General features: G+C 71.7%; 23 protein-coding genes, 1 other RNA gene and 2 pseudogenes. 15 read left to right on the top strand and 11 right to left on the bottom strand.

Annotated elements, in window-relative coordinates:
• Positions 1-31 precede the first annotated feature (31 nt).
• Both M5362_RS07555 and M5362_RS07550 read left to right on the top strand, forming a co-directional pair.
• Positions 32-634 (top strand): hypothetical protein, encoded by a 603-nt coding sequence (locus M5362_RS07555; protein WP_260226552.1) that lies wholly within the window; start codon positions 32-34, stop codon positions 632-634.
• 207 nt (positions 635-841) lie between these two features.
• Positions 842-2,179 carry an MFS transporter gene (locus M5362_RS07550; RefSeq protein WP_261365659.1) on the top strand — a complete coding sequence of 446 codons (1,338 nt, stop codon included), beginning with the start codon at positions 842-844 and terminating at the stop codon, positions 2,177-2,179.
• Positions 2,180-2,246: 67 nt separating this feature from the next.
• On the opposite strand, the gene M5362_RS07545 is transcribed toward M5362_RS07550, so the two are convergent.
• Positions 2,247-2,477 (bottom strand): hypothetical protein, encoded by a 231-nt coding sequence (locus tag M5362_RS07545; RefSeq protein WP_260226550.1) that lies wholly within the window; start codon positions 2,475-2,477, stop codon positions 2,247-2,249.
• 58 nt (positions 2,478-2,535) lie between these two features.
• On the opposite strand from M5362_RS07545, the gene map reads away from it, so the two are divergent.
• Positions 2,536-3,393, top strand: a complete 858-nt coding sequence (map, locus tag M5362_RS07540; RefSeq protein WP_260226549.1) for a type I methionyl aminopeptidase — start codon at positions 2,536-2,538, stop codon at positions 3,391-3,393.
• Between the two features lie 114 nt (positions 3,394-3,507).
• Complete coding sequence (locus M5362_RS07535) at positions 3,508-4,158, top strand: heme oxygenase (biliverdin-producing) (RefSeq protein WP_260226548.1); 651 nt, start codon at positions 3,508-3,510, stop codon at positions 4,156-4,158.
• 44 nt (positions 4,159-4,202) lie between these two features.
• Here the strand turns inward: M5362_RS07535 and M5362_RS07530 are convergent, their stop codons facing one another.
• Entirely contained in the window at positions 4,203-4,889 is a 687-nt protein-coding gene (locus tag M5362_RS07530; RefSeq protein WP_260226547.1) for a PhzF family phenazine biosynthesis protein, read from the bottom strand.
• 210 nt (positions 4,890-5,099) lie between these two features.
• Here M5362_RS07530 and M5362_RS07525 point away from each other — a divergent pair.
• The 6 genes and pseudogenes from M5362_RS07525 to M5362_RS07500 all read left to right on the top strand — a co-directional run.
• Positions 5,100-5,315, top strand: a pseudogene (locus M5362_RS07525) (iron chelate uptake ABC transporter family permease subunit); the annotation flags it as partial.
• Positions 5,309-6,114 (top strand): annotated as a pseudogene (locus tag M5362_RS07520) (ATP-binding cassette domain-containing protein). The pseudogenes M5362_RS07525 and M5362_RS07520, both read left to right, overlap by 7 nt.
• Positions 6,115-6,269: 155 nt before the next feature.
• Positions 6,270-7,424: an iron uptake system protein EfeO gene (gene efeO / locus M5362_RS07515; protein ID WP_260226546.1), complete on the top strand. Its 1,155-nt coding sequence runs from the start codon at positions 6,270-6,272 to the stop codon at positions 7,422-7,424.
• Between the two features lie 11 nt (positions 7,425-7,435).
• Positions 7,436-8,704: an iron uptake transporter deferrochelatase/peroxidase subunit gene (efeB, locus tag M5362_RS07510; protein WP_260226545.1), complete on the top strand. Its 1,269-nt coding sequence runs from the start codon at positions 7,436-7,438 to the stop codon at positions 8,702-8,704.
• A 16-nt stretch (positions 8,705-8,720) separates the two neighbouring features.
• Positions 8,721-9,596, top strand: coding sequence for an iron uptake transporter permease EfeU (efeU, locus tag M5362_RS07505; RefSeq protein WP_260226544.1), 876 nt, complete (start codon positions 8,721-8,723; stop codon positions 9,594-9,596).
• Positions 9,559-10,584 (top strand): hypothetical protein, encoded by a 1,026-nt coding sequence (locus tag M5362_RS07500; protein WP_260226543.1) that lies wholly within the window; start codon positions 9,559-9,561, stop codon positions 10,582-10,584. Before efeU ends, M5362_RS07500 begins: the two co-directional genes overlap by 38 nt.
• 20 nt (positions 10,585-10,604) lie before the next feature.
• Here the strand turns inward: M5362_RS07500 and M5362_RS07495 are convergent, their stop codons facing one another.
• The gene (locus M5362_RS07495; protein ID WP_260226542.1) at positions 10,605-11,375 is read right to left on the bottom strand and encodes a bifunctional DNA primase/polymerase; all 771 of its coding nucleotides are present in this window, start codon (positions 11,373-11,375) and stop codon (positions 10,605-10,607) included.
• A 100-nt stretch (positions 11,376-11,475) separates the two neighbouring features.
• Positions 11,476-12,096: a TetR/AcrR family transcriptional regulator gene (locus M5362_RS07490; RefSeq protein WP_260226541.1), complete on the bottom strand. Its 621-nt coding sequence runs from the start codon at positions 12,094-12,096 to the stop codon at positions 11,476-11,478.
• Between the two features lie 220 nt (positions 12,097-12,316).
• Here M5362_RS07490 and ddaH point away from each other — a divergent pair, with 220 nt between their 5' ends.
• Entirely contained in the window at positions 12,317-13,150 is an 834-nt protein-coding gene (gene ddaH, locus M5362_RS07485; protein WP_374214420.1) for a dimethylargininase, read from the top strand.
• A gap of 60 nt (positions 13,151-13,210) precedes the next feature.
• Here the strand turns inward: ddaH and M5362_RS07480 are convergent, their stop codons facing one another.
• Together M5362_RS07480 and M5362_RS07475 are read right to left on the bottom strand one after the other, a co-directional pair.
• Positions 13,211-14,218, bottom strand: a complete 1,008-nt coding sequence (locus tag M5362_RS07480; RefSeq protein ID WP_260226540.1) for a small ribosomal subunit Rsm22 family protein — start codon at positions 14,216-14,218, stop codon at positions 13,211-13,213.
• 9 nt (positions 14,219-14,227) lie between these two features.
• The gene (locus tag M5362_RS07475) at positions 14,228-15,502 is read right to left on the bottom strand and encodes a Bcr/CflA family multidrug efflux MFS transporter (RefSeq protein ID WP_260226651.1); all 1,275 of its coding nucleotides are present in this window, start codon (positions 15,500-15,502) and stop codon (positions 14,228-14,230) included.
• A 76-nt stretch (positions 15,503-15,578) separates the two neighbouring features.
• Here M5362_RS07475 and M5362_RS07470 point away from each other — a divergent pair, with 76 nt between their 5' ends.
• Positions 15,579-16,580, top strand: coding sequence for a Gfo/Idh/MocA family protein (locus M5362_RS07470; RefSeq protein WP_260226539.1), 1,002 nt, complete (start codon positions 15,579-15,581; stop codon positions 16,578-16,580).
• Here the strand turns inward: M5362_RS07470 and M5362_RS07465 are convergent.
• Complete coding sequence (locus M5362_RS07465; protein ID WP_260226538.1) at positions 16,567-18,198, bottom strand: alkaline phosphatase; 1,632 nt, start codon at positions 18,196-18,198, stop codon at positions 16,567-16,569. The genes M5362_RS07470 and M5362_RS07465 overlap by 14 nt on opposite strands.
• A gap of 135 nt (positions 18,199-18,333) precedes the next feature.
• On the opposite strand from M5362_RS07465, the gene M5362_RS07460 reads away from it, so the two are divergent.
• Positions 18,334-19,089 carry an SDR family oxidoreductase gene (locus M5362_RS07460; RefSeq protein ID WP_260226537.1) on the top strand — a complete coding sequence of 252 codons (756 nt, stop codon included), beginning with the start codon at positions 18,334-18,336 and terminating at the stop codon, positions 19,087-19,089.
• A gap of 88 nt (positions 19,090-19,177) precedes the next feature.
• Here M5362_RS07460 and M5362_RS07455 read toward each other — a convergent pair whose 3' ends face one another.
• Both M5362_RS07455 and M5362_RS07450 read right to left on the bottom strand, forming a co-directional pair.
• Entirely contained in the window at positions 19,178-19,501 is a 324-nt protein-coding gene (locus M5362_RS07455; protein ID WP_260226536.1) for a nuclear transport factor 2 family protein, read from the bottom strand.
• Between the two features lie 63 nt (positions 19,502-19,564).
• Positions 19,565-19,705: a hypothetical protein gene (locus M5362_RS07450; RefSeq protein ID WP_260226535.1), complete on the bottom strand. Its 141-nt coding sequence runs from the start codon at positions 19,703-19,705 to the stop codon at positions 19,565-19,567.
• Between M5362_RS07450 and M5362_RS07445 the strand changes: the two genes are divergently transcribed.
• Positions 19,704-20,018 (top strand): MazG-like family protein, encoded by a 315-nt coding sequence (locus tag M5362_RS07445; protein ID WP_260226534.1) that lies wholly within the window; start codon positions 19,704-19,706, stop codon positions 20,016-20,018. The genes M5362_RS07450 and M5362_RS07445 overlap by 2 nt on opposite strands.
• Before the next feature lie 139 nt (positions 20,019-20,157).
• Here the strand turns inward: M5362_RS07445 and M5362_RS07440 are convergent, their stop codons facing one another.
• Positions 20,158-22,542: a hypothetical protein gene (locus M5362_RS07440; RefSeq protein WP_260226533.1), complete on the bottom strand. Its 2,385-nt coding sequence runs from the start codon at positions 22,540-22,542 to the stop codon at positions 20,158-20,160.
• Positions 22,543-22,738: 196 nt separating this feature from the next.
• Here M5362_RS07440 and M5362_RS07435 point away from each other — a divergent pair, with 196 nt between their 5' ends.
• Positions 22,739-23,275, top strand: a complete 537-nt coding sequence (locus M5362_RS07435; protein WP_260226532.1) for a hypothetical protein — start codon at positions 22,739-22,741, stop codon at positions 23,273-23,275.
• Between the two features lie 101 nt (positions 23,276-23,376).
• On the opposite strand, the gene rnpB is transcribed toward M5362_RS07435, so the two are convergent.
• Positions 23,377-23,781: RNase P RNA component class A (rnpB, locus tag M5362_RS07430), an RNA gene on the bottom strand.
• Positions 23,782-23,799: the final 18 nt, after the last annotated feature.

Below are 23,799 nucleotides of genomic sequence, written 5' to 3'. Positions count from 1 at the left end.
GCGGGGCCCGGTTGCGGCAGGATGCGGCCCCATGGATGCCGTACGGGTCGCGCTGCTGCGGGAAGTGCTCGCCGGGACGGAGTGGCCGCGCGCCGCCCGCCGGTTCGCGGGTTCGCTCCGGTCCTCGGTCGTGCCGCACGGGGGCGGGCTGCTCCTCGTGGGGACGGAGGGGTACGAGCCCTGGCATCTGGCGGCCCATCTCGTGGACGAGGCGGCCTGGTCGGGGCAGCCGGAGCTGAAGCCGACGCTGGTGCGTCACCGGGTGCGGCCGGGGGATCCGGTGCACCTGGCCGTGGGCCTCGGCCGGCTGGAGTCGGCGAGGCGCGGGGCGACGCTGCTGATGGTGGCGCCGGAGCGGCCCGACGCGGGGCTCCTGGAACGGGTCCACGACGCGCGCAGGGCGGGGGCGACGGTGCTCTCCCTCGACGGGGGCGACCCGGAGGTGCGGGGCCTGGCGCACGAGACGCTGACGGTGCGGGAGGGCGCGGAGGTCGACCTGGACACGGTCCAGCACCTGGTGAGCGCGGCGGCCGGCGAGAACAGCCTGCCCTCCCCGCGCGGTCGTCGCCGCTTGCGGGACCGGCTCTCCCTGCTGGCGGACCATCTGACGTCGCCGCCGCCGGCGCGCTGGTAGCGCGGCCCGACGTCACCTCCGGGTCGCTGCCGGAGCGCTGGCGGCATCTCCCCGACGCCTCGTCCGGCCCGCCGCCGGCGCGCTGGTAGCACGGGCCGACGTCACGTCCGGGCCGCCGCCCGCGCGCTGGTAGCGGAGCCCGACGCCACGTCCGGCGCCTGCCGGTGGCTCGCCGCTCGGCGCCGTCGATATTCGCTTGCATGATGCATGGGTTTCGGCGGAGCATGGCGCCCCGTGACCTCGAAGCTCTCCGCCGTGCTGCCCGATCTCGCGCCCTGGCACTCCTCCCGCGACTTCCGGCTCCTTTGGGTCCAGGGGCTCGTCGCCTTCTTCTCCAGCGCCGTGGCGATGATCGCCCTGCCGCTGCAGATCAAGGATCTGACCGGATCGCCGCTCGCCGTCGGCGCGATGGGCGCGGTCGAGCTGGTCCCGCTGGTCGTCTTCGGGCTCTACGGCGGCGCGCTCGCCGACGCCGTCGACCGGCGCAAGGTCCTGATCGCCACCGAGTCCGGGCTCGGGCTGCTCGCCGGGCTGCTCCTCCTCAACTCCCTGCTGCCCGAGCCCATGCTCTGGCCGCTGTACGTCGTCGCCGCCGGAGTCTCCGCGCTCGCCGGTCTCCAGCGCCCCGCCCTCGACTCGCTGCTCGCCCGGATCGTGCCGCACGACCAGCAGACCGCCGCCGCCGCGCTCAACTCGCTGCGCTGGCAGATGGGCACCATCGCGGGCCCCGCGCTCGCGGGCCTGCTCGTGGCGTACGCCGGGCACGCCCCGGCCTACGCGGTGACGATCGCCGGCTTCCTCGTCTCCGTACTCCTGTGTCTGCGGCTCTCCCCCGCGCCGCCCGCACACGACGCCGACAAGCCGTCACTGCGCGGCATCGCCGAGGGCGCGCGCTACGCCTGGTCGCGGCCGGTGCTCCTCGGGACGTACGCGATCGACCTGGCCGCCATGTTCTTCGCGTTCCCGAACACGATCTTCCCGTTCCTGGCGGACGAGCTGGACGCCGACTGGTCGCTGGGTCTGATGTACGCGGCGGGCTCGGTCGGCTCGCTCGTCCTCGGCCTGACCAGCGGCTGGACCTCACGGATCCGCCGGCACGGGTGGCTGGTCGTGTGCGGCGCCACGGCCTGGGGGCTGGCGATCGCGGCGGCCGGCTGGTTCTCGAACATCTGGCTGGTGCTGCTCTGCCTGGCCTTCGCGGGCGCGGGCGACATGGCGAGCGGGCTGGGCCGCGCCACGATCTGGAACCAGACGATCCCGGAGGAGCTGCGGGGCCGGCTCGCGGGGATCGAGGTCCTCTCCTACAGCGTCGGCCCGCAGCTGGGCCAGGTCCGGGCGGGCGCCATGGCGGGCTGGACGGGGACGCGGGCGGCGATCTGGTCCGGCGGCGTGGCGTGCGTGGCCTCGGTGGGGCTGCTCTGCCTCGCGCTGCCGAAGCTGCTCGGGTACGACTCCGAGACGGACGAGGACGCGCTGCGCCACAGGGCCGCGCAGGCGGAACGCGAGGCACGGGAAGCCGGAGCCGGGGCCGGAACCCCGGCCTGACCGGCCCGGCCTGGTCGGGTGTCTCGTGGATCACGCCGCAAGCCCGGCATGATCCACAAGGCACCCCCTAGTCCGGTGTCTCGTCGGACTTCGGGGCGTCGTGCCACTTGGGGTCCGTCTCCCACTCCTCGTTGCGCTCCCGCGCGGTCTCCATCGCGTGCGACGCCTCCTCACGGCTGCCGTACGGGCCGAAGCGGTTCTTCGACGGGCACTCCGGGCCCTCCTCGACCTTCTTGTGCTCCAGGCAGTAGTACCATTCGCCCGGTTTGCCCACCGTGCGCTTCTTGAACAGGGCCATCGTCGGCTCCTTCCTCTGAGGCCATGCTGCCCCAGACACGGTCGTTAGACTCGCTGACATGTCTGGCCAGTCGCTGCTCGTACCGGGGGAGCTCTCCCCCCACCGCTCCGTTCCGGGAGCCATCCGTCGTCCCGAGTACGTCGGGAAGCCCGCACCCACCCCGTACAAGGGGCCCGAGGTGCAGGATTCCGACACCGTCGAGCGGATGCGGATCGCCGGCCGCATCGCCGCGCAGGCGATGGAGGAGGCCGCCAAGCACATCGCGCCGGGTGTCACCACGGACGAGCTGGACCGGGTGGCGCACGAGTTCATGTGCGACCACGGGGCGTACCCCTCCACCCTCGGCTACCGCGGTTTCCCGAAGTCGCTCTGCTCCTCGGTCAACGAGGTCATCTGTCACGGAATCCCCGACTCCACCGTCCTCAAGGACGGCGACATCGTGAACCTGGACGTCACGGCGTACATCAACGGGGTCCACGGCGACAACAACGCCACCTACCTGTGCGGCGACGTGGACGACGAGTCCCGGCTGCTCGTCGAGCGCACCCGCGAGTCGCTGAACCGGGCCATCAAGGCGGTCAAGCCGGGTCGGCAGATCAACATCATCGGCCGGGTCATCGAGTCGTACGCCAAGCGCTTCGGCTACGGGGTCGTGCGCGACTTCACCGGGCACGGCATCAACTCGTCCTTCCACTCCGGGCTGATCATCCCGCACTACGACTCCCCGCACGCCACCACGGTCATCCAGCCGGGCATGACGTTCACCATCGAGCCGATGCTGACGCTGGGCACGCACGAGTACGACATGTGGGACGACGGCTGGACGGTCGTGACCAAGGACCGGAAGCGGACGGCGCAGTTCGAGCACACGCTCGTCGTGACGGAGAGCGGGGCCGAGATCCTCACGTTGCCCTGACCCGTTCTCGGGGTAGCTTTTTACCGACAGGTCGTCGGGAACCAATTGACTTAGGTAAGCCTAAGTAGCAGTATCTCAGCAGGTTCCCGTCCCCATCGGCTCCGGAGGCTCGCCTTGGACACGCCCTTCTCGACGCTCATCCGTACGGCCTCTCACGAGCAGCACACGGAGGCCGAGACGTCGCCCTTCATGAGCGACCTCCTCGGCGGCCGGCTCGCGGTGGACGCCTACACGCGGTACACGGAGCAGCTCTGGTTCGTGTACCGCGCACTGGAGGACGGTGCCGAGGCGCTGAAGGACGACCCGGTCGCCGGGCCGTTCATACAGCCGGAGCTGTTCCGCACGGCCGCCCTGGAGCAGGACCTCTCCCATCTGCGGGGCCCGGACTGGCGCGCCGGGCTCTCCCCGCTGCCCGCCACGGCCGCGTACGCCGCGCGGGTGGCGGAGTGCGCGCGGGAGTGGCCCGCCGGCTATGTGGCGCACCACTACACGCGCTACCTCGGCGACCTCTCCGGCGGCCAGATCATCCGCGACAAGGCGGAGCGCACCTGGGGCTTCACGCGCAAGGGCGACGGCGTCCGCTTCTACGTGTTCGAGGAGATCGCCAACCCGGCGGCCTTCAAGCGGGGGTACCGGGAGCTGCTCGACGCGGTGAACGCCGACGACCTGGAGAAGCAGCGGATCATCGACGAGTGCAAGCGCGCGTTCGACTTCAACGGAGCGGTCTTCCGCGAGCTGGGAAGCGAGTTCCCGCTCAGCGCGTGAACGCAGCGTGTGAACGTCGACGCATGAACGTCAGCGCGTGAGCGTCAGAGCGTCAGAGCGAGGGTCCGCTCCAGGCGGACCCGTCCGCCCAGTTCGATCACGCCGTCGGGGCCGGGGGCCGTCAGTATCTGCGACCCCCGGCCCTGAGTGATGTTCAGGGCCCGGCCCAGCCGGTCCGTGAGCAGCAGAGCCGCCGCACCCGTCGCCTCGTCCTCGTCGATGCCGTCGCCACGGCCGGGGAACGCCCGCGCCCTGATCCGGCCCGCCGCCTCGTCCTCCCAGGCCCAGGCGTAGATCCACTCCCCCGGCTCGGGCACGGAGAGCGCCTCGACCTCCTCGGCCGTCTCGTACCGCCGCAGGGTCCGCGGCGGCGCCCACTCCGCCCGGGCCTCGATCCAGGTGAACTCCCCGTCGCCGCGCACCCACACCTCCCCGGCGGGCGGGCGGACGAGCTCCACGTCGAGCAGCCAGGCCGCCCCGACCAGCGGGTGGCCGGCGAACGGCAGCCGCACACCGGGCGTGTAGATGTCGACCGTCCCGCGTTCCGGATCGTCCACGAACACGGTCTCGCTGAAACCGAGTTCCTTGGCGAGTGCCTGCCTGGACGCCTCGTCGGGATGCGTGCGCCCGTCCCGTACGACACCCAGGGCGTTGCCGTACCGGCCGTCGCCGGCGCAGAAGACCCGCAGGACGTCGATGTCGGTGGCGCCGGTCGTCGCGGTCGTGTTCATGGCGGAATTCAAGCATCCAGTCGTCCCCTTCCGCCGGTCCACCGGGAATCGGCCACGTCGGCGCGGGGTTCCGCGAGGGGCTTCCGTGCACGCGGCGGCAGGGCCGCACCGCCTGTTCCGGGGGCGCGGCCCTGCCTGTTGGGGGTGTCGTTCTCAGGATCCGGGGCTCAGGACTCCGTCGTGCGGCGGCGGACGGCGAAGACGACGGCCGTCCTGATCCTGGTCGTCGCGCTGCTGACGGCCGCGGCGGTCGCGGTGGCGGGCATCATCACCTTCGTGGGCCTGCTCCTCGCGGCCCGAGATCTGGCGGCCCGTACGGTCGCGGCCCCGGCCGAACTCCCCCTGGGCGTCCTGACCGCCCTCTTCGGCAGCCCGTTCTTCTTCTGGCTGCTCCGCAGGACCCGTCGCAGGCAAGGTGGTTGGGCAATGCGTCCGTACTGTTCCGCGGTCTGCTGTCCCGTCGTACGCGGGAGCTTCCCGCCCCCGCCCGGGCCGGCGAGACCGTCGCCGAGGCCCGGGGGCTCCGGGTCCGGCTCGGCGGGCGGGAGGTGCTCGGCGGGGTGGACACCGCCGTACGGGCCGGTGAGGTGCTGGCCCTGGTCGGGCCCAACGGCGCCGGGAAGTCGACGCTGCTCGCCGCGCTGGCCGCCGACCTCCCGCCCGCCGGCGGCGAGGTGCGGATCTGCGGCCGGCCCGCGTCGGGCTGGTCCGCGCCCGAACTCGCCCTGCGCCGCGCCGTGCTGCCGCAGGCGGCCGCGCTCGCCTTCCCCTTCCCGGTCGCCGACGTGGTCCGGATGGGCCGTGCGCCCTGGAGCGGAACGGCGCACGAGGACGAGGACGAGGCGGCCGTCGCCGAGGCGATGGCGGCGACCGAGGTCGAGTCCTTCGCGGACCGCCCGTTCTCCGCGCTCTCCGGCGGCGAGCGGGCCCGGGTCGCCCTGGCCCGGGTACTCGCCCAGCGCACCCCGCTGCTGCTGCTCGACGAGCCGACGGCGGCGCTCGACCTGCGCCGCCAGGAACTCGTCCTGCGGGTCTGACGGGAGCGCGCCGCGGACGGCGTCGCGGTCGTCGTCGTGCGGAGCTGCTGAGCCGGGTGTACCGGCAGCGGGTGGAGGTCTTCCCGCACCCGGGGACCGGGGTGCCGCTCGTCGTTCCCCGGCGCGGGACGGCGCTCGGTGTCCGGTCCGCCGAAACGGACAAACCCGGCTCCTTGACTCGCGGTTGACCCAGTCATGGGGTGTCTTTGAGCGCTCCGTGACCCCTCCGTGAGCGGGCCGGGAAGGTGAGAGCCGAATCACTGGACGTCCCGGTATGGGCGAGGTAAGCCTCGGTTAAGTTAGGCCAGCCTCACCCCGAACCCACGTTCTCCCTGGAGCCCGTATGCGAGCCGTCCGTCTCCCCGTCGTCACCGCCGCCGCCACCGTCGCGGCTCTGACCGCCGTCACGGGCTGCGCCGAGAAGAGCGACGCCAAGGGCGACGGCGACGCCGTCCGGGTCGTCGCCAAGGACGACTCCTGCGAGGTCTCCACGAAGGAGTTCCCCGCCGGGCACGTGAAGCTGGCCGTGGAGAACCGGGGCTCGAAGGTCACCGAGGTCTACGTCCTCTACCCGGACGACCGGATCGTGACCGAGCGCGAGAACATCGGCCCCGGCACCAAGGCCACCATCACCGCCGAGGTCAAGGCCGGTGAGTACGAGATCGCGTGCAAGCCGGGCATGACGGGCGACGGCATCCGTCAGAAGGTCACCGTCACCGGTGGTGCGGCCGCCGCGAAGCGCTCGCCCGAGATGGACGCCGCCGTCGCCGCCTACCGCCAGTACGTGCAGGCGCAGGCCGACGGCACTCTGCCGAAGGTGAAGGTCTTCACCGACGCCGTCCGCGCGGGTGACGTCGAGGCCGCCAAGAAGGCCTACGCCGACTCGCGTATCGGCTGGGAGCGCACCGAGCCGGTCGCCGAGTCCTTCGGCGACATCGACCCGAAGGTCGACGTCCGCGAGGACGGCCTGGAGGAGGGCCAGGACCCGGCGAAGGACTGGACCGGCTGGCACCGCCTGGAGAAGGCCCTCTGGCAGGACAAGAAGATCGGCGACCGCGAGAAGCAGCTCGCCGACACCCTCGACAAGGACCTCGCGGACTGGGTGAAGCGGGTCGGCAGGGCCGACATCACCCCGACCTCGATGGCCAACGGCGCCAAGGAGCTCCTGGACGAGGTCGCCACCGGCAAGGTCACCGGCGAGGAGGAGCGCTACTCCCACACCGACCTGGTCGACTTCAAGGCGAACGTCGAGGGCGCGCAGAAGTCGTTCGAGCTGCTCAAGCCGGTCGCCTCGAAGAACGACCCCGCGCTCGTCGCCGAGCTCGACAAGCAGTTCGCCGCGCTGAACACGCTTCTCGACAAGTACCGCGCGGACCGGGCGAGCTACGTCTTCACCTCGTACGACAAGGTCGGCAAGGCCGAGCGCAAGGAGCTGTCGGACGGCGTCAACGCGCTGGCCGAGCCGCTCTCCAAGCTCGCCGCCGCCGTCGTGAAGTAGGGGACGCCGAGATGTCCGACGCGCACGAGAGCCCTGTGCCAGGGCACACCCCGGCCTCGCGGCGCACGGTGCTGGGCTGGGGCGGTGCCGGGCTCGCGCTCGGTGCCGCCGCGGCCGGCGGCGCCGTCGCCCTCACCCGTACGGGGGACGCCGCCGTGCCCACCGCCGACGGCGGTCCTGCCGTGCCGTTCCACGGTGCCCACCAGGCCGGTATCGCCACCGCCGTGCAGGACCGGCTGCACTTCGCCGCCTTCGACGTGAAGACGGACGACCGCGCCGCACTCGTCCGGCTCCTGAAGGAGTGGACGCGCGCCGCCGAGCGGATGACGGCCGGTCACGAGGTCGGCGAGGGCGCCTACGGCGGCCTGCCGGAGGCTCCGCCGGACGACACCGGCGAGGCCCTCGGCCTCAGGCCGTCCCGGCTCACCCTCACCATCGGCTTCGGGCCCTCCCTCTTCGACGGCCGCTTCGGCCTGAAGGACCGGCGGCCCGGCGCCCTGATCGATCTGCCCCGCTTCCCGGGCGACAACCTGGACCCGGCCCGCAGCGGCGGCGACCTCTGCGTCCAGGCGTGTGCCGACGACCCGCAGGTCGCCGTGCACGCGATCCGCAACCTGGCCAGGATCGGCTTCGGCAGGGTCGCGGTCCGCTGGTCGCAGCTGGGCTTCGGCAAGACGTCCTCCACGACCCCCGACGCGCAGACCCCGCGCAACCTCTTCGGCTTCAAGGACGGCACCCGCAACATCGCGGGCACCGACACCGCCGGGCTCGACAAGCATGTGTGGGTCGCCGCGAAGGACGCCCCGGGGCGGGCCGCCTGGATGACCGGCGGCTCGTACCTCGTCGCCCGCCGGATCCGGATGAACGTCGAGACCTGGGACCGCACCCCGCTGGCCGAGCAGGAGGACATCTTCGGCCGCGACAAGAAGGAGGGGGCGCCCGTCGGCAAGGCCGGGGAGCACGACGAGCCGTTCCTGAAGGCGATGAAGCCGGAGGCGCACGTCCGCCTCGCGCACCCCGACAGCAACAACGGGGCGACGATCCTGCGCCGCGGCTACTCCTTCACCGACGGCACCGACGGCCTGGGCCGCCTGGAGGCGGGCCTGTTCTTCCTCGCGTACCAGCGGGACGTCCGTACCGGCTTCGTCCCGGTGCAGACTTCGCTGGCCCGCGCGGACGTCCTCAACGAATACATCCAGCACGTGGGTTCGGCGCTCTTCGCCGTCCCGCCGGGCGTCCGCGACAAGGACGACTGGTGGGGCCGGGCGCTGTTCTCCTAGAAGAGAGAGGACCGACGTGTTCGGCAACTATCTGATCGGTCTGCGCGAAGGCCTGGAAGCGAGCCTGGTCGTCTGCATCCTCGTCGCGTACCTGGTGAAGACCGGGCACCGCGACGCCCTGAAGCCGATCTGGATCGGCGTGGGTGCGGCGGTCGGGATCGCGCTCGCCTTCGGCGCCGGGCTCGAATTCGGCTCCCGGGAGCTGACGTTCGAGGCGCAGGAGCTGCTGGGCGGCTCGCTCTCCGTCCTCGCGGTGGTGCTGGTCACCTGGATGGTCTTCTGGATGCGGCGCACGGCCCGCCATCTGAAGGCGGAGCTGCACGGAAGGCTCGACGCGGCGCTCCGGGTTGGCACGGGCGCCCTGGTCGCCACCGCCTTCCTGGCGGTGGGCCGCGAAGGGCTGGAGACCGCGCTCTTCGTCTGGGCGTCGGTACGGGCCTCCTCGGACGGTACGTCAGCGCCGCTGGTCGGGGTGGTCCTGGGCATCGCGACGGCGGTGCTGCTCGGCTGGCTCTTCTACCGGGGCGCGCTGAGGATCGATCTGGCGAGGTTCTTCATCTGGACCGGCTCCATGCTGGTCGTGGTGGCGGCCGGCGTGCTCGCGTACGGCGTGCACGACCTCCAGGAGGCGCGCTTCCTGGACGGTCTCGCGGACAAGGCCTTCGACATCTCGGCGACGATCCCTCCGGACAGCTGGTACGGGACGCTCCTCAAGGGCGTCTTCAACTTCCAGCCGAACCCGACGGTTCTTCAGGTCACGGTGTGGGCGCTCTATCTGGTCCCGGCACTCGCACTGTTCCTGTCCCCGGTAGGGTCGGTTCCGTCCGTGCCGGTGAAGAAGCAGAAGGCGACCGATGAGAAGGCTGAGGGGACCGTCGAGGGCACTCGCTGAGCCGGGACGACCGTCCCGGGTGTTCGTGGCGACGACGGCGGCGACCGTGCTGGCGCTCACGGCGAGCGGCTGCGTGACGGTGCACGGTGAGCGGGAGCTGATCCCGGCGGCGACGAAGAGCGAGGCCGGGCAGGCCCTCAGGGACTTCACCGACGCGTACAACCGGGCGGACAAGGCGCACGACCCGGCGCTCGACGCGGACCGGGTCACCGGGCCGCTCGGGGCGATCAACCAGGCCGGTCTGAAGTCCCGTTCGATCACCGACCCCGGGGGCAACGCGAACCACCAGCCCCTGGAGCTGACGGACGCGACGTTCGTCCTGCCCAAGAAGGCGGGGTGGCCGCGCTGGTTCGTCGCGGACGCCGACTCCAACCGCGACACCGACGAGGGCCGGGGCGACAACCGCTGGCTCCTGGTCTTCGTGCGCCACGGCGCCGACCAGCTGTGGGAGGTCGCCTATCTGGCGATCCTGACCCCGGACGAGATCCCCGCGTTCAGGACGGAGGGCGGGTTCGCCGTCCCCGTCCCCGCGGACTCCGCGCAGCTCGCGGTCGCGCCGAAGGATCTGGGCCGGAGCTATGTGTCGTTCCTCGGCGGCGGGGAGCGGGGCCAGTTCGCGGCGGGGCCGCACACCACGCTGTGGCGGGAGCAGCGGGAGAAGGGCACGAAGCGGGCGGGGCTGGCGACGCAGTACGTCGACCAGGCCACGGACACCGGGGACTTCGCGCCGCTGGCCCTCGCGACCGAGGACGGCGGGGCGCTGGTGTTCTTCGCGACGCGGTACTTCGAGCAGCAGACGGCGGCCAAGGGCTACCGGCCGAAGGTCGGTCCCGACGTGAAGGCGCTGATGACGGGTGAGGTGAAGAACACCGTCACCAAGGAGTGGGTGTCGAGCCAGACGGTGCTGGTGAAGCCGGCGGGCACGGGCCAGGACGGGGTCACGGTCACGGGCCGGCTCCAGGGCGTGACGGGCGCGAAGGGTTCGTAGCAGCCCGGCGGCCTCGTCGCTCAGCGGCGGCCGAGCGGCCAGGCCACCTCTTGCACGGTGTGGTGCTCGCCCTGCTCGGCCGCGTGCCGGGCGCACGCGTCGGTGAGGGTCTCCAGGAGGTTCAGCGGGTCGGGCAGGGGGTGCTCGGGGCCGCGGACCCAGCTGACCGCCGGCCGCTCTTCCTCGTCACCGATGAGCCGGGCCGGCGGTACGAGTACGTAGCTGCCGCGACAGTGCCAGCGGAGCCCCGGATGCTCGTCCATGGTCTCCGGATGGCAGTCCAGCTCGCAGGGCCACCACTCGTCCTCGTCCTCGGGGGTGCCGCGCGTGGCGGTGAAGAAGAGCATCCGTCCGCCGTCGCCGGCGCTCTCGGCGGACTCGGCGACCGGTCCGACCTCGACGCCCCGGTCGAGGAGCCGCTCCAGGGCCGCCCGGCCGGCCTGGAGGGGGACGTCGAGGACGTCGTGGACCATGCCGGTGGCCGTCACGAAGTTCGCCTCGGGCTCGTTGCGCGCCCAGCGCTCGATCTGTGCGCGGTCGGTGGTCGACTGGGTCTGCCAGGCGAAGGAGACGGGGTGCCGGGCGGGGGTGGGACAGCCGATGCGCTCGCAGGAGCAGCGGTAGCCGACGGGGTACGCGGCGGGGGCGAGGGGCAGTCCGGCGGCGGCGGTGGCCAGGAGCAGGTTCTCGCGGCGGTTCTCGTCCTCGGCCGCGGAGCGTTTGGGGCGCCTGCGCAGCCACTGCGGAAGCCTGCTCTCCGTGCCGCGGTAGCGGCCGATACCGTCGCCCATCTATCCCCTCACACCTGTACTCGCCCGTTCGGCTCTGCCCATCGTCGCATCTTCCGGTGCTCCAGGTGACCGGAGTACCCAACCGGGGTACGTAACGGGGTTACGCCCTGGGCGCGAGCCCGCGCAGCGCGTAGTCGACGAGGGTGTCGGCGTAGGCGTGGGTCAGGGGCAGGGTCCGGTGCAGCCAGCGGTGGTTCAGGGGGCCGACGAGCAGTTCGAGGGCGATGCGCGGGTCGACGTCGGGGTCGATGTCACCGGCGGCCTGCGCGGCCTCGATGCGGCGTACGTAGTACTGGAGCTGGGGTTCCAGGAGTTTCTCGGCGAACTGGGAGCCGAGCTCGGGGTTGACGACGCCCTCGGCGGCGAGGGCGCGGGAGGGGGCGTCGTAGGTCGGGTTGTTCAGCTCGTCGACGGTGGCGCGGAGCACGTACTTCAGGTCGGCGGCGAGGTCGCCGGTGTCGGGGATCTCACCCTCGTCGTCGCCGCCGAGCGCCTCGTTGGCCTGGGCCGCGAGGTCGAGGAAGGCCTCCAGGAGGACGGCGGCCTTGGAGGGCCACCAGCGGTAGATCGTCTGCTTGCCGACCCCGGCGCGGGCGGCGATGCCCTCGATGGTGGTCTTCGCGTAGCCGGTCTCGGAGACGAGGGCGAGGGCGGCGTCGTAGATGGCGCGGCGGGAGCGCTCGCTGCGGCGGGTGGCGTCGGGGCTCTTGGTGTCGGACATGGCTCCAATCTAACAGCGGACGAGACGGAACGTCTCGCCTGTCAGGGTGCGGCCGGAGCTCACCCCGGACGCCCGGTCCCGGTACCCACCCCGACGGCCACCCCTGATGCCCATTCCGAACGCTCGGTGAACCACCCGAACGGTCCACTGCGCGGAGCCGGTCGAGGAAGGACCATGGGCTCCGTCAGACGACTGTTCTTCCGTCCGTGAGGAGCCCTCTTTGCGCCAGACCCCGCGCGAGGCCTCGCCCCGCCGTTATCTGATGTGCCCACCCACGCACTTCGAGGTGACGTACTCCATCAACCCCTGGATGGACCCGACCAAGCCGGTCGACCTGCCGCTCGCCCTCGCCCAGTGGGAGGACCTGACGGCCCGCTACCGGTCGCTCGGCCACACCGTCGAACTCCTGGACCCGATCCCGGGCCTCCCCGACATGGTCTTCACCGCGAACGGCGCGACCGTCGTGGACGGCCGTGTGCTCGGCGCGCGGTTCGCCCATTCCCAGCGCACGGAGGAGGAGACGGCGCACCTGGACTGGTTCCGCGGAAACGGTTACGCGGAGGTACGCGTGCCGGAGCACGTGAACGAGGGCGAGGGGGACTTCGCGGTGACCTCGTCCTGGATCCTGGCCGGCCGGGGCTTCCGCTCCACCCCGCTCTCGCACCTGGAGGCGCAGGAGTTCTTCGGGCTCCCGCTGATCGGCCTGGAGCTGGTGGACCCGCGCTACTACCACCTGGACACGGCGCTGTGCGTGCTGGACGCGGAGCGCGACGAGGTCATGTACTACCCCGGCGCCTTCTCCCCCGGCAGCCGGGCCGTGCTGGCCCGGCTCTTCCCCGACGCGCTGCTCGCGACGGAGCACGACGCGGCGACGCTGGGCATGAACGCGGTCAGCGACGGCCACCACGTGCTGCTGCCCCAGGCGGCGGTGGACCTCTTCGAACCGCTCCGTGACCGGGGCTTCGAGCCGCTGGGCATGGACCTGTCGGAGCTCCTCAAGGGCGGGGGCAGCGTGAAGTGCTGCACCCAGGAGCTGCGCCCCCGGCAGGCGTAGGCCCGGGCGGCCCCTGTCCCCCGGCCCCTGCCGCGGGGGCCGGGGGCCGCCCCACTCCCTCTACTCCGGGGGCCAGGCGTCGCCCCACTCGGCGTCCCTCGCCGCCTTGTACAGCGCCCCGTGGCGCTTCGTGACCGTCTCGCGGGTCAGTCCGGTCTCCTCCGGGCCGCAGAGGTCGAGCAGCACCTGGCCCTTGCGGATCTGGGGCTTGCGGACGACCCGGGAGGCCGTCGGCACGACGGGGAACCGCGTCGCCGCCACGTACCCGAACTTCTCGTCCTCGTACGGCAGCGAGCCGCCCTTCACCTGCCGGTGCAGCGACGACCTGCTCACCCGGGCCGCGAAGTGGCACCAGTCCTTGCCCGGCTCGATCGGGCACGTGCCGCTGTGCGGGCAGGGCGCGGCGACGGTGAAGCCCGCCTCGACGAGCAGGGTGCGGGCCGCGATGATCCGCTCGTAGCCGTCGGGCGTGCCCGGCTCGACGATCACGACCGCCTGCGCGACCCGCGCCGCCTCGGTCACGACCGCCCGGCGGTCGGCCTCGGTCAGCTCCTTCAGGACGTAGCTGACGGTCACCAGGTCGGTCTCGTCGAGCCGCAGCGCCCCGCTGATCCGGGCCCGCCGCCACTCCGCGTCGAAGACCCCGTCCGCCAGCTCCCTGCCGAGGGCGAGGGCAGGCTCGGCCCAGTCGAGCACGGTCGTGCGCGCGGTGGTGTCCCAGGCCTCCGCGACCGCCCAGCTCGCCGCCCCGGTGCCGCCGCCGACGTCGGTGTGCGTGGCCGGCTCCCACGCCGGGGCCGCGTCCCGCAGGGCGTCGAGTACGGCCCGTACCGCCTCGAACGTCGCCGGCATCCGGTACGCGGCGTACGCGGCGACGTCGGAACGGTCCCGCAGCACGGGGGCGTCGGTCGGGGTGGTCCCCCGGTAGTTGGCGATCAGCCGCTCGACGGCCGAGGTCGCCTGGCGGGGCGGCAGCCCGTCGAGGAGCCCGGCGAGTGCGGCGCGCAGCGTGTCACCGGAGGCGCCACCGAAGGCGCCGCCGGAGAGGAGGGAGGGGGAGGCGTTCACCTCCACATTTTAGGCGGCCGCCCGGGGGTGCCACGGCCGGCACATCCCCAGGAAGCAGGCGAGCGCCCCGGCCGCGCACACCAGCTGCACCACGGCCATGGGCACGGCCGTGGCCTCCCCGGCGATGCCGACGAGCGGCGAGGCGACCGCCCCGATGAGGAAGGAGGAGGTGCCGAGCAGCGCGGAGGCGGAGCCCGCCGCGTGCGGGGTGCGCATCAGCGCCTGCGCGTTGGTGTTGGGCAGCACCAGACCCATCGCCGACATCAGGACGAAGAGACCGGCGGCCACGGCCGCGAGCCCCGGCTGCCCGAAGACGCCGCTCGTCATGAGCAGCAGCGACACCGCGGCGAGCAGGATCACGCCGAGCCCCCAGCCGAGCGTCTTGTCCATGCTGACCCGGCCGACGAGCAGCTTGCCGTTGATCTGGCCGACAGCGACGAGACCGATGGAGTTGAGCCCGAAGAGGAGGCTGAAGGTCTGCGGCGAGGCGCCGTAGATCTCCTGCACGACGAACGGGGAGGCCGAGATGTACGCGAAGAGCGCGGCGAAGGCGAGCCCGCCGGCCAGCACGTAGCCGGTGAAGACCCGGTCGGCGAGCAGCCCGCGCATGGTGCGCAGCGCCTGGCCGACTCCGCCCTCGTGCCGCCGCTCGGGCGGCAGCGTCTCGCCCAGCCACTTCCAGACCACGAGGGTGAGGAGCACGCCGATGACGGCGAGGACGTGGAAGACGCCCCGCCAGTCGGTGATCCGCAGGATCTGGCCGCCGATGAGCGGGGCGATGATCGGGGCGACGCCGGAGATGAGCATGAGGGTGGAGAAGAACCGGGCCATCGCGACGCCGTCGTACAGGTCACGGACCACGGCCCGGGCGATCACGATGCCGGCCGCGCCCGCCAGGCCCTGGAGCAGCCGGAAGCCGATGAGCAGCTCGACGGTGGGGGCGAACGCGCAGACCGCGGTGGCGGCGACGTAGACGAGCATGCCGATGAGCAGCGGTCTGCGGCGTCCCCACTTGTCGCTCATGGGGCCGACGACGAGCTGGCCGAGCGCCATGCCCGCGAGGCAGGCGGTCAGGGTCAGCTGGACGGTCGCGGCGGGCGCGCGCAGCGCCTCGGTGACCTCCGGCAGCGCCGGCAGGTACATGTCCATGGAGAGCGGGGGGAGCGCGGTCAGACCGCCGAGGACGAGCGTGACGAGGAGGCTCGCACGCCGTGCGGCGACGGCGGGGCCGACGGATATGTGTCCTGGGGAACCCTGCTTCGTGGGCTGGCCGCTCTCCGGCATCGACTGCTCCATTTCGTTGAAACCTTCCCTATGCTCTCAGCTCGTCGGAACGCGTCGAGACGTCTTGGGGTGGGGCATGGGGAAGACCGTGCGGTGGGGTGTGCTGGCGACCGGTGGGATCGCGGAGCGGTTCGCCACCGATCTGGGCACGATGCCGGACGCGGAGGTCGTGGCCGTGGCCTCCCGTGCGGAGGCCTCGGCGAAGGCCTTCGCCGACCGGTTCGGGATACCGAAGGCGTACGGCGACTGGGCCTCGCTCGTCGCCGACCCGGACGTGGACGTCGTCTACGTGGCGACTCCGCACCATGCGCACCGGGCGGCCGCCGGGCTCGCCCTGGAGGCGGGCAAGGCGGTCCTCTGCGAGAAGGCCTTCACGCTCAACGCGGCCGAGGCGGAGGAACTGGTCGCGCTCTCCCGGGAGCGTGGTCTCTTCCTGATGGAGGCCATGTGGATGTACTGCAACCCGCTGATCCGCCGTCTCCGCGAACTGGTAGCGGACGGGGCGATCGGCGAGGTCAGGACCGTTCAGGCGGACTTCGGGCTCGCGGGTCCGTTCGCCGCCGGCCACCGGCTGCTCGACCCCGCCGTCGGCGGCGGGGCGCTCCTGGACCTCGGGGTCTATCCCGTCTCGTTCGCGCAGCTGCTGCTCGGCGAGCCCGTCTCGGTGCAGGCTCACGCCCTCCTCTCGCCCGAGGGCGTCGACCTGAACACGGGGATGCTGCTGGGCTGGGATTCGGGGGCCTCGGCCCTGCTGTCCTGCTCGCTCGTGGCGGACACCCCGCTGACCGCGTCGGTGACGGGGTCGCTGGGCCGGATCGAGATCCCGCGCGGTTTCTTCTTCTCTGACCGGTTCACGCTGCTGCGCGACGGGCGGGAGCCGGAGGAGTTCGTGAACGGGGACGATCCGCACTCGCTGCGCCACGAGGCGGCCGAGGTGATGCGCTGCCTGCGTGCGGGGGAGACCGAGTCGGCGCTCGTACCGCTGGAGGGAACGCTCGCGGTGATGCGGACGCTCGACGCGGTACGGGACCGCATCGGCGTCCGCTATCCGTCCGAACGGGCGGTCACGCCGGCGTGAGACCGGGGTTGCCCGCCTCGGTGACGTAGGAACCGGCCGTGGCGACCGGGGCTCCCGGGGTCGTCACGGCCGAGACCGTACGGAAGTCGGCGCGGGCGCTGTCCTGGCCGAGCGCGACCGTCACGTAGCCGCGCCGCCCGTTGTAGAACTTCAGGTGCGGGTTGGCGGCGGTGAGGTTGTCGTAGTTGGCGGGCCGGTCGGCGCCGTCCTTGCCGCTGGCGATCGAGGTGGCGACGATCTCGGTACCGAGGGTGCGCGAGGCCGGGTCGCGGTGGTCGGCCTTGATGTCGAGGCCGTAGCCGACGTGGACGTCGCCGGTGAGCACCATCAGGTTCTCGACGCCGGCCGCCGCCGCGCCGTCGAGGATCCGCTGCCGGGAGGCCGGGTAGCCGTCCCAGGAGTCCATGGAGAGCTTGAAGTCGGCGGTCGGCACGTCGCGCCGCTCGGCGAAGACGACCTGCTGGGGGACGACGTTCCACAGCGCGCGCGAGTCGCGCCAGCCGTCGAGCAGCCAGCGCTCCTGCGTGGCGCCGGTCATGGTGCGCGAGGGGTCCTCGGACTCCGGCCCGGGGACCCGCCAGCCGTCGCCGTACGCCTGGTCGGAGCGGTACTGGCGGGTGTCGAGGATGTCGAACTGGGCGAGCCGGCCGAAGCGGAGCCGGCGGTAGAGCCGCATGTCCGGGCCTTGGGGCTGCTGGACCTTCCGGAGCGGCTGGTTCTCCCAGTACGCGCGGTAGGCGGCGGCTCTGCGGAGCAGGAACTCCTCCGGCGGGACGTCGTTCTCGGGGGTGCCGCCCGCGTAGTTGTTCTCGGTCTCGTGGTCGTCCCAGGTGACGACGAAGGGGTGCGCGGCGTGGGCCGCCCTCAGGTCGGGGTCGGACTTGTAGAGGGCGTACCGCAGCCGGTAGTCCTCCAGGGTGATCGTCTCCCGGTTGAAGACGGCGGGCAGGCGCCGGTCGGTGTAGGCGCGGGCGCCGCCGGTGGCGTTGACGGCGTACTCGTAGAGGTAGTCCCCGAGGTGGAAGACGACGTCGACGTCCTCCCGGGCGAGGTGTCCGTAGGCGGTGAAGTAGCCGTCGTGGTACGCCTGGCAGGAGACGGCCGCGATCCTGAGCTCCGATATCCGGGCTCCGGCGGCGGGCGCCGTCCGGGTGCGGCCGACCGGGCTGGTCCAGTCGCCGGCGCGGAACCGGTAGAAGTACACGCGGTCCGAGTCCAGCTGGTCGATCTCCACATGGACGCTGTGCTGGTACTCGGGATGCGCGGTGACCTTGCCGCGCCGGACGGTACGGGCGAAGCGCTCGTCGTGGGCGAGCTCCCAGTGGACGGTGACGCGCTCGCGGGGCAGCCCGGCGTCGGGTTCGAAGGGGCGGGGCGCGAGCCGGGTCCAGAGGACGACGGAGCGGGGCAGCGGGTCGCCGGACGCCACCCCCAGGGTGAACGGGTCCTCGGTGATGCGGCGGGGGTTCAGCTCGGCGGCGCTCGCCGCGCCGGCGGCCGGCAGCTGGACCGCGAAGGCCAGCGCGGCGGCGGCTCCGGCGGTGGTGAGGAATCGGCGGCGCCCGAAGTGCCGGGCGGCCGCGCGGAGTTCGTCGGTATGGGTCTGTGCGTACGTCATATGCCCCTCCCCTGACGGATGTTGTCCGTCAGGCATTGGAGTGGCGCGGGACGTCCCTGGGTTGTCGGGTACAGGACATCCGCGTGTCGGACAGATGAGTTCCCTGTGCACCGATCTCACGTACGCTGCGCGCCCATGAGCACTGAGTCGCGCATCGCAGTGGTGACGGGAGCGGGATCGGGCATCGGCCGGAGTGTGGCCGTGGCCCTGGCCGAGGCGGGCTGGTCGGTGGCGCTGGCGGGCCGCCGGCGCGAGCCCCTGGAGGAGACGGCGGCGTCCGTACCGTCGTCCGACGTCCTGTGCGTCCCGACGGACGTGACCTCACCGGACCAGGTGGCGTCCCTCTTCGAGGCGGTACGGGACCGGTTCGGCCGGGTCGACCTGCTCTTCAACAACGCGGGCACGTTCGCGGGCGGCGGGACCCCGGTGGAGGACCTGGGCCACGAGACCTGGCGCGCGGTCGTCGACGTGAACCTGACGGGCGCGTTCCTGTGCGCCCAGGCGGCCTTCCGGGCGATGAAGGAACAGGCTCCGCAGGGCGGCCGGATCATCAACAACGGGTCGATCTCGGCGCACGTGCCGCGGCCGCACTCGATCGCGTACACGGCGACGAAGCACGCGATGACGGGGATGACGAAGTCGCTGTCGCTGGACGGGCGCCCGTACCGGATCGCCTGCGGTCAGATCGACATCGGCAACGCGGCGACGGAGATGACGGCGCGGATGCAGTCGGGGATCCTGCAGGCCAACGGAGAGCTGGCGGCGGAGCCGGTGATGGACGCGGCGGACGTGGCGGCGACGGTGGTGCACATGGCGGGCCTGCCGCTGGAGGCGAACGTGCAGTTCGCGACGGTGATGGCGTCGGCGATGCCGTACATCGGACGGGGGTAGGAGCCATCGGACGGGGGGAGGAGCACGGGCTCCACCCCCTGCCCGGGTGTGCGGGGTGCGGGGCGTGCGGGGCTGACGCCCCCGCGGGCTACGCCTGGCCGGTCTCGAAGCGGGTGACCTTCCCGTCCTGCACCTGGAACCGCCACGCGGTCCGCATCTCGCCCCAGCTGTCGTTGCGGTAGCGGGCGACGAGGGCGCGCCCGCCGTCCTTCTCGGACTCGATCTCCATATGGCCGCGCGAGGAAAAGATCTCCTTGTCGGTCCACTCGTCGACGTTCCGGTCGGAGCCGTCGTCGGACATGGTGGCGCCGGGGGTGAGGACCGCGAAGAAGGCGTCGCGGTCGTTGGCGTTGAGGGCCGCGACGAACGCGCGCACGGCGGGGTCGGTGAGTCTGTCCACGGGAATCGTCATGGGGCTACCCGTACACCGCCCCGCCCCGATCCCCACGGATCCGGGCCGCGCGTGTGGCGCGGCTCAGCGCACGGACTCGGCCACCTGGACGAGCAGACCCGCGGCCGCGCTCCCGGTCAGCACGCGTTCGAGCGGACGCCGCGAGCCGGGCCCCGCCTTCCGCGTACCCTGCCGACGCGCCGAGCTGGCAGTCTTCTGCCCCATGACCGACCCGTGGAACACCATCGACCGCCTCGCCTCCTGGATCGCCGCGCACCACACCCTCCCGCCGGAACAGGACGTCCTGCTGCGTGTCCTGAAGCTCTCGGAGGAGGTCGGCGAGGTGGCGGAGGCCGTGATCGGCGTGACGGGCCAGAACCCGCGCAAGGGCACCTCGCACACCTGGCAGGACGTCGAGTCCGAGCTGTGCGACGTGATCATCACGGCGATGGTGGCGCTGCGGACGCTGACCCCGGACGCGGCCGAGGTGTTCACGGGCCACCTCCGGCGGGTGGCGGAGCGGTCCCTGACGGACTGACGGCTCCGCGGCGGCCCGGTACGAGCCCAGCCGAGCTGAGCCCGAGCCGAGCCGAGCCGTTCGTCACGGCGGCGACGCGGGACGGGACGGCCCCGCACCACACGGTGCGGGGCCGTCCGTTCTCGGGTTGCGCTGCCGGTCAGCTCCCGGTGTTCACCCGGCGGCGGCGCCACCAGACGAGGGCTCCGCCGGCCGCGACCGCGAGGGCGGCGAGGGCGGAGATCAGCCCGATGGGGGCGTCCGATCCGGTGTCGGCGAGGTCGCCGTCGGGGTCCGGGGCGTTACCGCCCGGCTTGCCCGGGACGGTCGCCGTCGGGTCCGGGGTACCGGGCCCGGTCGGGGTCGGGGTCGGGGTGGGATCCGGCTTCCCCGGGTCCGTCGGCGTGGGCGTCGGGGTGGGGTCGGGCTTGCCGCCGTCCGTCCGGGCGGACCCGTTGCCGCCGAGGAGGGCTGTGTCGCTGTCGCGGGCGGAGGTCTCCGCGCGGACGGAGTCCTTCGTGGTCCGCGGCAGCTCACGGTGCCGGGTCTGGAACTCCGCACCGGACATGTTCCGCTTCGGGGACTTGGAGAAGTCCACCCCGCCGACGGTGAAGGTGTAGATGGTGCCGCCGGAGGGCCATTCGTACGTGTACTCGCCCTCGGTGAACGACTTGCGCATCTGCTCCCACACCGTGCGCTTGTCCCAGCCCTTGTTCTCACCGCGCAGCGGCCACCGGTCGAGCTTGTTGCTGTTGATGATGGAGCGGAAGTCGGTGGCCTTCCTCGCGTCCTGCTGCCGGATCCACTCGGCCGCGACCCGCGAGCGGTAGACCGAGCGCAGGTCCTGGTACTTCGGGTCCTTGTTGATCTTCTCCTGGACCGCGGGCATGATCAGCTGCTTCATGAGGCGGACGCTGTACTCCTTCTCGGCCTGCGTCAGCTTCTTGTCGCAGCGTTCACCTGGCACCGGCGTGGTGAAGTCCATCGGCGCGTGGTTGACCTTCAGCGGGGCGTCGAGGATGTAGATGCCGCCGTCCTGCTCCCGCACCTTCGCCCGGTCGGGGACGATCCAGTTGCGGCCCGGACCCCAGCACGGCACACCGTCGACCTTCGGGGCCGCGGCCATGAACTCCCGGCCCGGGGACTTCTTCGGGTCCAGGGCGCGGGACCAGTCCCGCTTCATCTCCATGTCGGCTTCCAGCAGGATCCGGCCGGCGTCGGTCTCGCCGAACGCCTTGTCCATGATCGTGTTGGGCTGGTCCGGGTTCAGGTTGACCCACATCCGGTCCGGGGACAGCGCCAGCCAGGTGAAGAACGCGTCCGAGGCGAGCGTCAGCTTGGCCTCGCCGCCCCACCCGGGCTCGGTGTCCTCGTCGGGCATGAAGTCGGCCTTCATGGAGTAGTCCATGCCCTTGCCCTTGACGGGGTTGCCGACGTACTGGAGCTCAAGGGTGGAGAAGTCGACTCCGCCGGGTCCGCGGCCGAGCGCGGAACGGGTGTCGATCCGGTTGTGCTCGGCCTGGATCTGCCGCGCCTGGGCCGGGTTCTTGCCGGACTGATAGGCGAGGGAGTTGAGCGGACCCTGGGTGCCGGTGTTCGGCAGCGGGTTGAAGAGCGGGTAGGTCTTGGTGTACTTGGTCTGCGGCCACAGGCCCTTGGCCGTCGCCCTCCGTTCCGCGATCCGGATCGGGTTGTTGCCGGTACCGCGCTCGGCGCGCAGGGCCTTGTTCTCGGCCGCGTACTCGCGGCTGGTGACGCCGTTGGGCTTCTCACCGGTGAACATCGTGAACTTCGACTTCGTGAAGTCGTACTTCGCGTCCTTGTGACGCAGGATGATCTTGTCGTTCCGGAACTGGTCGATCTTGCGCTTGCCGTTGGATTTGAACTCGCCGAGGTCGCCGGTGCGCTGGTTGTAGGCGTCGTACCGACGCGAGGCGATCTTCTTGCCGTCCTTGTCGTAGATCTCGATCGTGACTTCGCAGAGCCAGTCGGGGCCGACGAGGTTGAAGTCCTGAACGGTCTTGCGCTCGAAGACGCCGCCCTTCGCCCCGTTGGCCTGGTTGTTGATCAGGTAGCGGGGCACCCAGGACCGGAACGGCTTGGGGCTGGCGGACTCCTTCTTGTGCCGGTGGTAGCGCGCGTAGATCGCGCGCTTCATGTCCTCGGGATCCTTGGACCTGGCGTACTCGGCGTCCCACTTGTCGATGTCCGCCCGGCTGGACCCGGCCGCGTTCAGGTCGGCCTGGGTCGGGACGGGAACGTTCTCGAAGCCCTTGAACTCGTTGTTGTAGTAGTACTCCTCGTCCGGGCCGGACCGGGTCCAGTGATGCTGACCGGTGGGCGCGCCGGAGTTGTCGGGAGTGCGCGGGAAGGTCTTCTTCAGGTGCATCTTGTCGCACCTGCCGCCGGATGTGATCTTGGCGTAGTCCCCGGGCGCGGCGGACGCGGTGGCGGGCAGGCCCACCAGCAGCATCCCCGCGGAAGCAACGACCGCGAGGCACGAGGCCAGGCGTCGCCGCAGTCGGATCGATATCGGTGTACTCACGTACGTGTCCCCGTGGGGGCTCATGGGACAGGAAAGGGAAGGCGGGGAAGGGCCCCCGTGACATGTCTCCGCCACCCTGTCGGCCACACTACGGGCCGACGGGCCGCGAGTTGCGATACATGAGCGACGTTGCATGTGTCAACTCAGTGAAGACCGCGCACAGTTGACGTCACATTCGCGCGCTAGCGTGAGCGGCATGAGCGACCACACCGACATCCGTCCGGCCGGCGATCCGGCAGACCACCCGGAGCTTCTGGAGTGGCTGACCGAACGACAGGCCGCGTTCCCGCAGTGGGCCGAGAGCACCGGCGGAGCCGACCGGTTCGACTTCACCCCGGCCTCGCTCGACATCCTCGACGACCTGATCCGCGAGACGTTCGACAGCTCCGAGGAGATCGACTCCCGGCGACGGCGTGACGATTTCGTGCAGGGCGCGGTCTGGTACGTCGGCGAGATGATGTGCCGCGAGCACGGGATGGTGTGGCAGTACACGCCCGAGCCCCTCGACGACGGCACGTACCCGCCGCTGTTCGACCCCGCCGACACACCGGCCCTCGACACCCCCAGCGTCGCCTTCCCCGACGCGGGTCCGTACGAGGGCTTCTACCCGCTCAACATCCTGCGCCGGATGCTCATCGACGAGGACGAGACCGGCATGCCGGTCGACGAACGCCTGGTCGACTACCTCGACCCCGACCACCTCAAGGACGACGAGGACGACGAGGACGAGTGACACCGCGCCCGCGAGGGCCGACCAGGAATCCGTCCGCCCCGGAGAACGGCCACATAAAGAGCCGCCCTGGCCGGGGAAACCCCAGGTCAGGGCGGCTGAGGCAGACGAGTCGGGCTGTACGCCGGGTTCTGTGCCCCGGGACCTCGCGGTCGTCGGGGTGACGGCCATCCATCTAGGACCGGCGTTGCCGCCGGTCTCGTGCGGTCTACCCGCGAACTCGGGCGGGCAGCCCTCAAGCGTTCGCGCAGAGCCGCCTGTCGCCAAGCGGCCCCTCTTGACCTTGCTCCGGGTGGGGTTTACCTAGCCGCCTGAGTCACCTCAGGCGCTGGTGGTCTCTTACACCACCGTTTCACCCTTACCGAGGACCGAGGTCCCCGGCGGTCTGTTCTCTGTGGCACTGTCCCGCGGGTCACCCCGGGTGGCCGTTAGCCACCACCCTGCCCTGTGGAGCCCGGACGTTCCTCGGGAGGATCCGAGGATCCCCACGCGGCCGCCCGCCCGGCTCGTCTGCCGTGCCGACCATG

The sequence above is a fragment of the Streptomyces sp. Je 1-79 genome (assembly GCF_025195125.1).
GTDB lineage: Bacteria > Actinomycetota > Actinomycetes > Streptomycetales > Streptomycetaceae > Streptomyces.
This window is presented reverse-complemented; position numbering and strand designations above follow the sequence as displayed.

Coding starts and splice junctions, on each gene's coding strand:
- efeB (WP_260226545.1), top strand. CDS start 7,436: ATGTCCGACGCGCACGAGAGCCCTGTGCCAGGGCACACCCCGGCCTCG.
- M5362_RS07450 (WP_260226535.1), bottom strand. CDS start 19,705: ATGGGGCAGAAGACTGCCAGCTCGGCGCGTCGGCAGGGTACGCGGAAG.
- map (WP_260226549.1), top strand. CDS start 2,536: ATGTCTGGCCAGTCGCTGCTCGTACCGGGGGAGCTCTCCCCCCACCGC.
- M5362_RS07530 (WP_260226547.1), bottom strand. CDS start 4,889: ATGAACACGACCGCGACGACCGGCGCCACCGACATCGACGTCCTGCGG.
- M5362_RS07545 (WP_260226550.1), bottom strand. CDS start 2,477: ATGGCCCTGTTCAAGAAGCGCACGGTGGGCAAACCGGGCGAATGGTAC.
- M5362_RS07460 (WP_260226537.1), top strand. CDS start 18,334: ATGAGCACTGAGTCGCGCATCGCAGTGGTGACGGGAGCGGGATCGGGC.
- M5362_RS07435 (WP_260226532.1), top strand. CDS start 22,739: ATGAGCGACCACACCGACATCCGTCCGGCCGGCGATCCGGCAGACCAC.
- M5362_RS07455 (WP_260226536.1), bottom strand. CDS start 19,501: ATGACGATTCCCGTGGACAGACTCACCGACCCCGCCGTGCGCGCGTTC.
- M5362_RS07500 (WP_260226543.1), top strand. CDS start 9,559: ATGAGAAGGCTGAGGGGACCGTCGAGGGCACTCGCTGAGCCGGGACGA.
- M5362_RS07555 (WP_260226552.1), top strand. CDS start 32: ATGGATGCCGTACGGGTCGCGCTGCTGCGGGAAGTGCTCGCCGGGACG.
- efeO (WP_260226546.1), top strand. CDS start 6,270: ATGCGAGCCGTCCGTCTCCCCGTCGTCACCGCCGCCGCCACCGTCGCG.
- M5362_RS07475 (WP_260226651.1), bottom strand. CDS start 15,502: ATGCCGGAGAGCGGCCAGCCCACGAAGCAGGGTTCCCCAGGACACATA.
- M5362_RS07495 (WP_260226542.1), bottom strand. CDS start 11,375: ATGGGCGACGGTATCGGCCGCTACCGCGGCACGGAGAGCAGGCTTCCG.
- M5362_RS07445 (WP_260226534.1), top strand. CDS start 19,704: ATGACCGACCCGTGGAACACCATCGACCGCCTCGCCTCCTGGATCGCC.
- M5362_RS07465 (WP_260226538.1), bottom strand. CDS start 18,198: ATGACGTACGCACAGACCCATACCGACGAACTCCGCGCGGCCGCCCGG.
- M5362_RS07490 (WP_260226541.1), bottom strand. CDS start 12,096: ATGTCCGACACCAAGAGCCCCGACGCCACCCGCCGCAGCGAGCGCTCC.
- M5362_RS07470 (WP_260226539.1), top strand. CDS start 15,579: ATGGGGAAGACCGTGCGGTGGGGTGTGCTGGCGACCGGTGGGATCGCG.
- M5362_RS07550 (WP_261365659.1), top strand. CDS start 842: ATGGGTTTCGGCGGAGCATGGCGCCCCGTGACCTCGAAGCTCTCCGCC.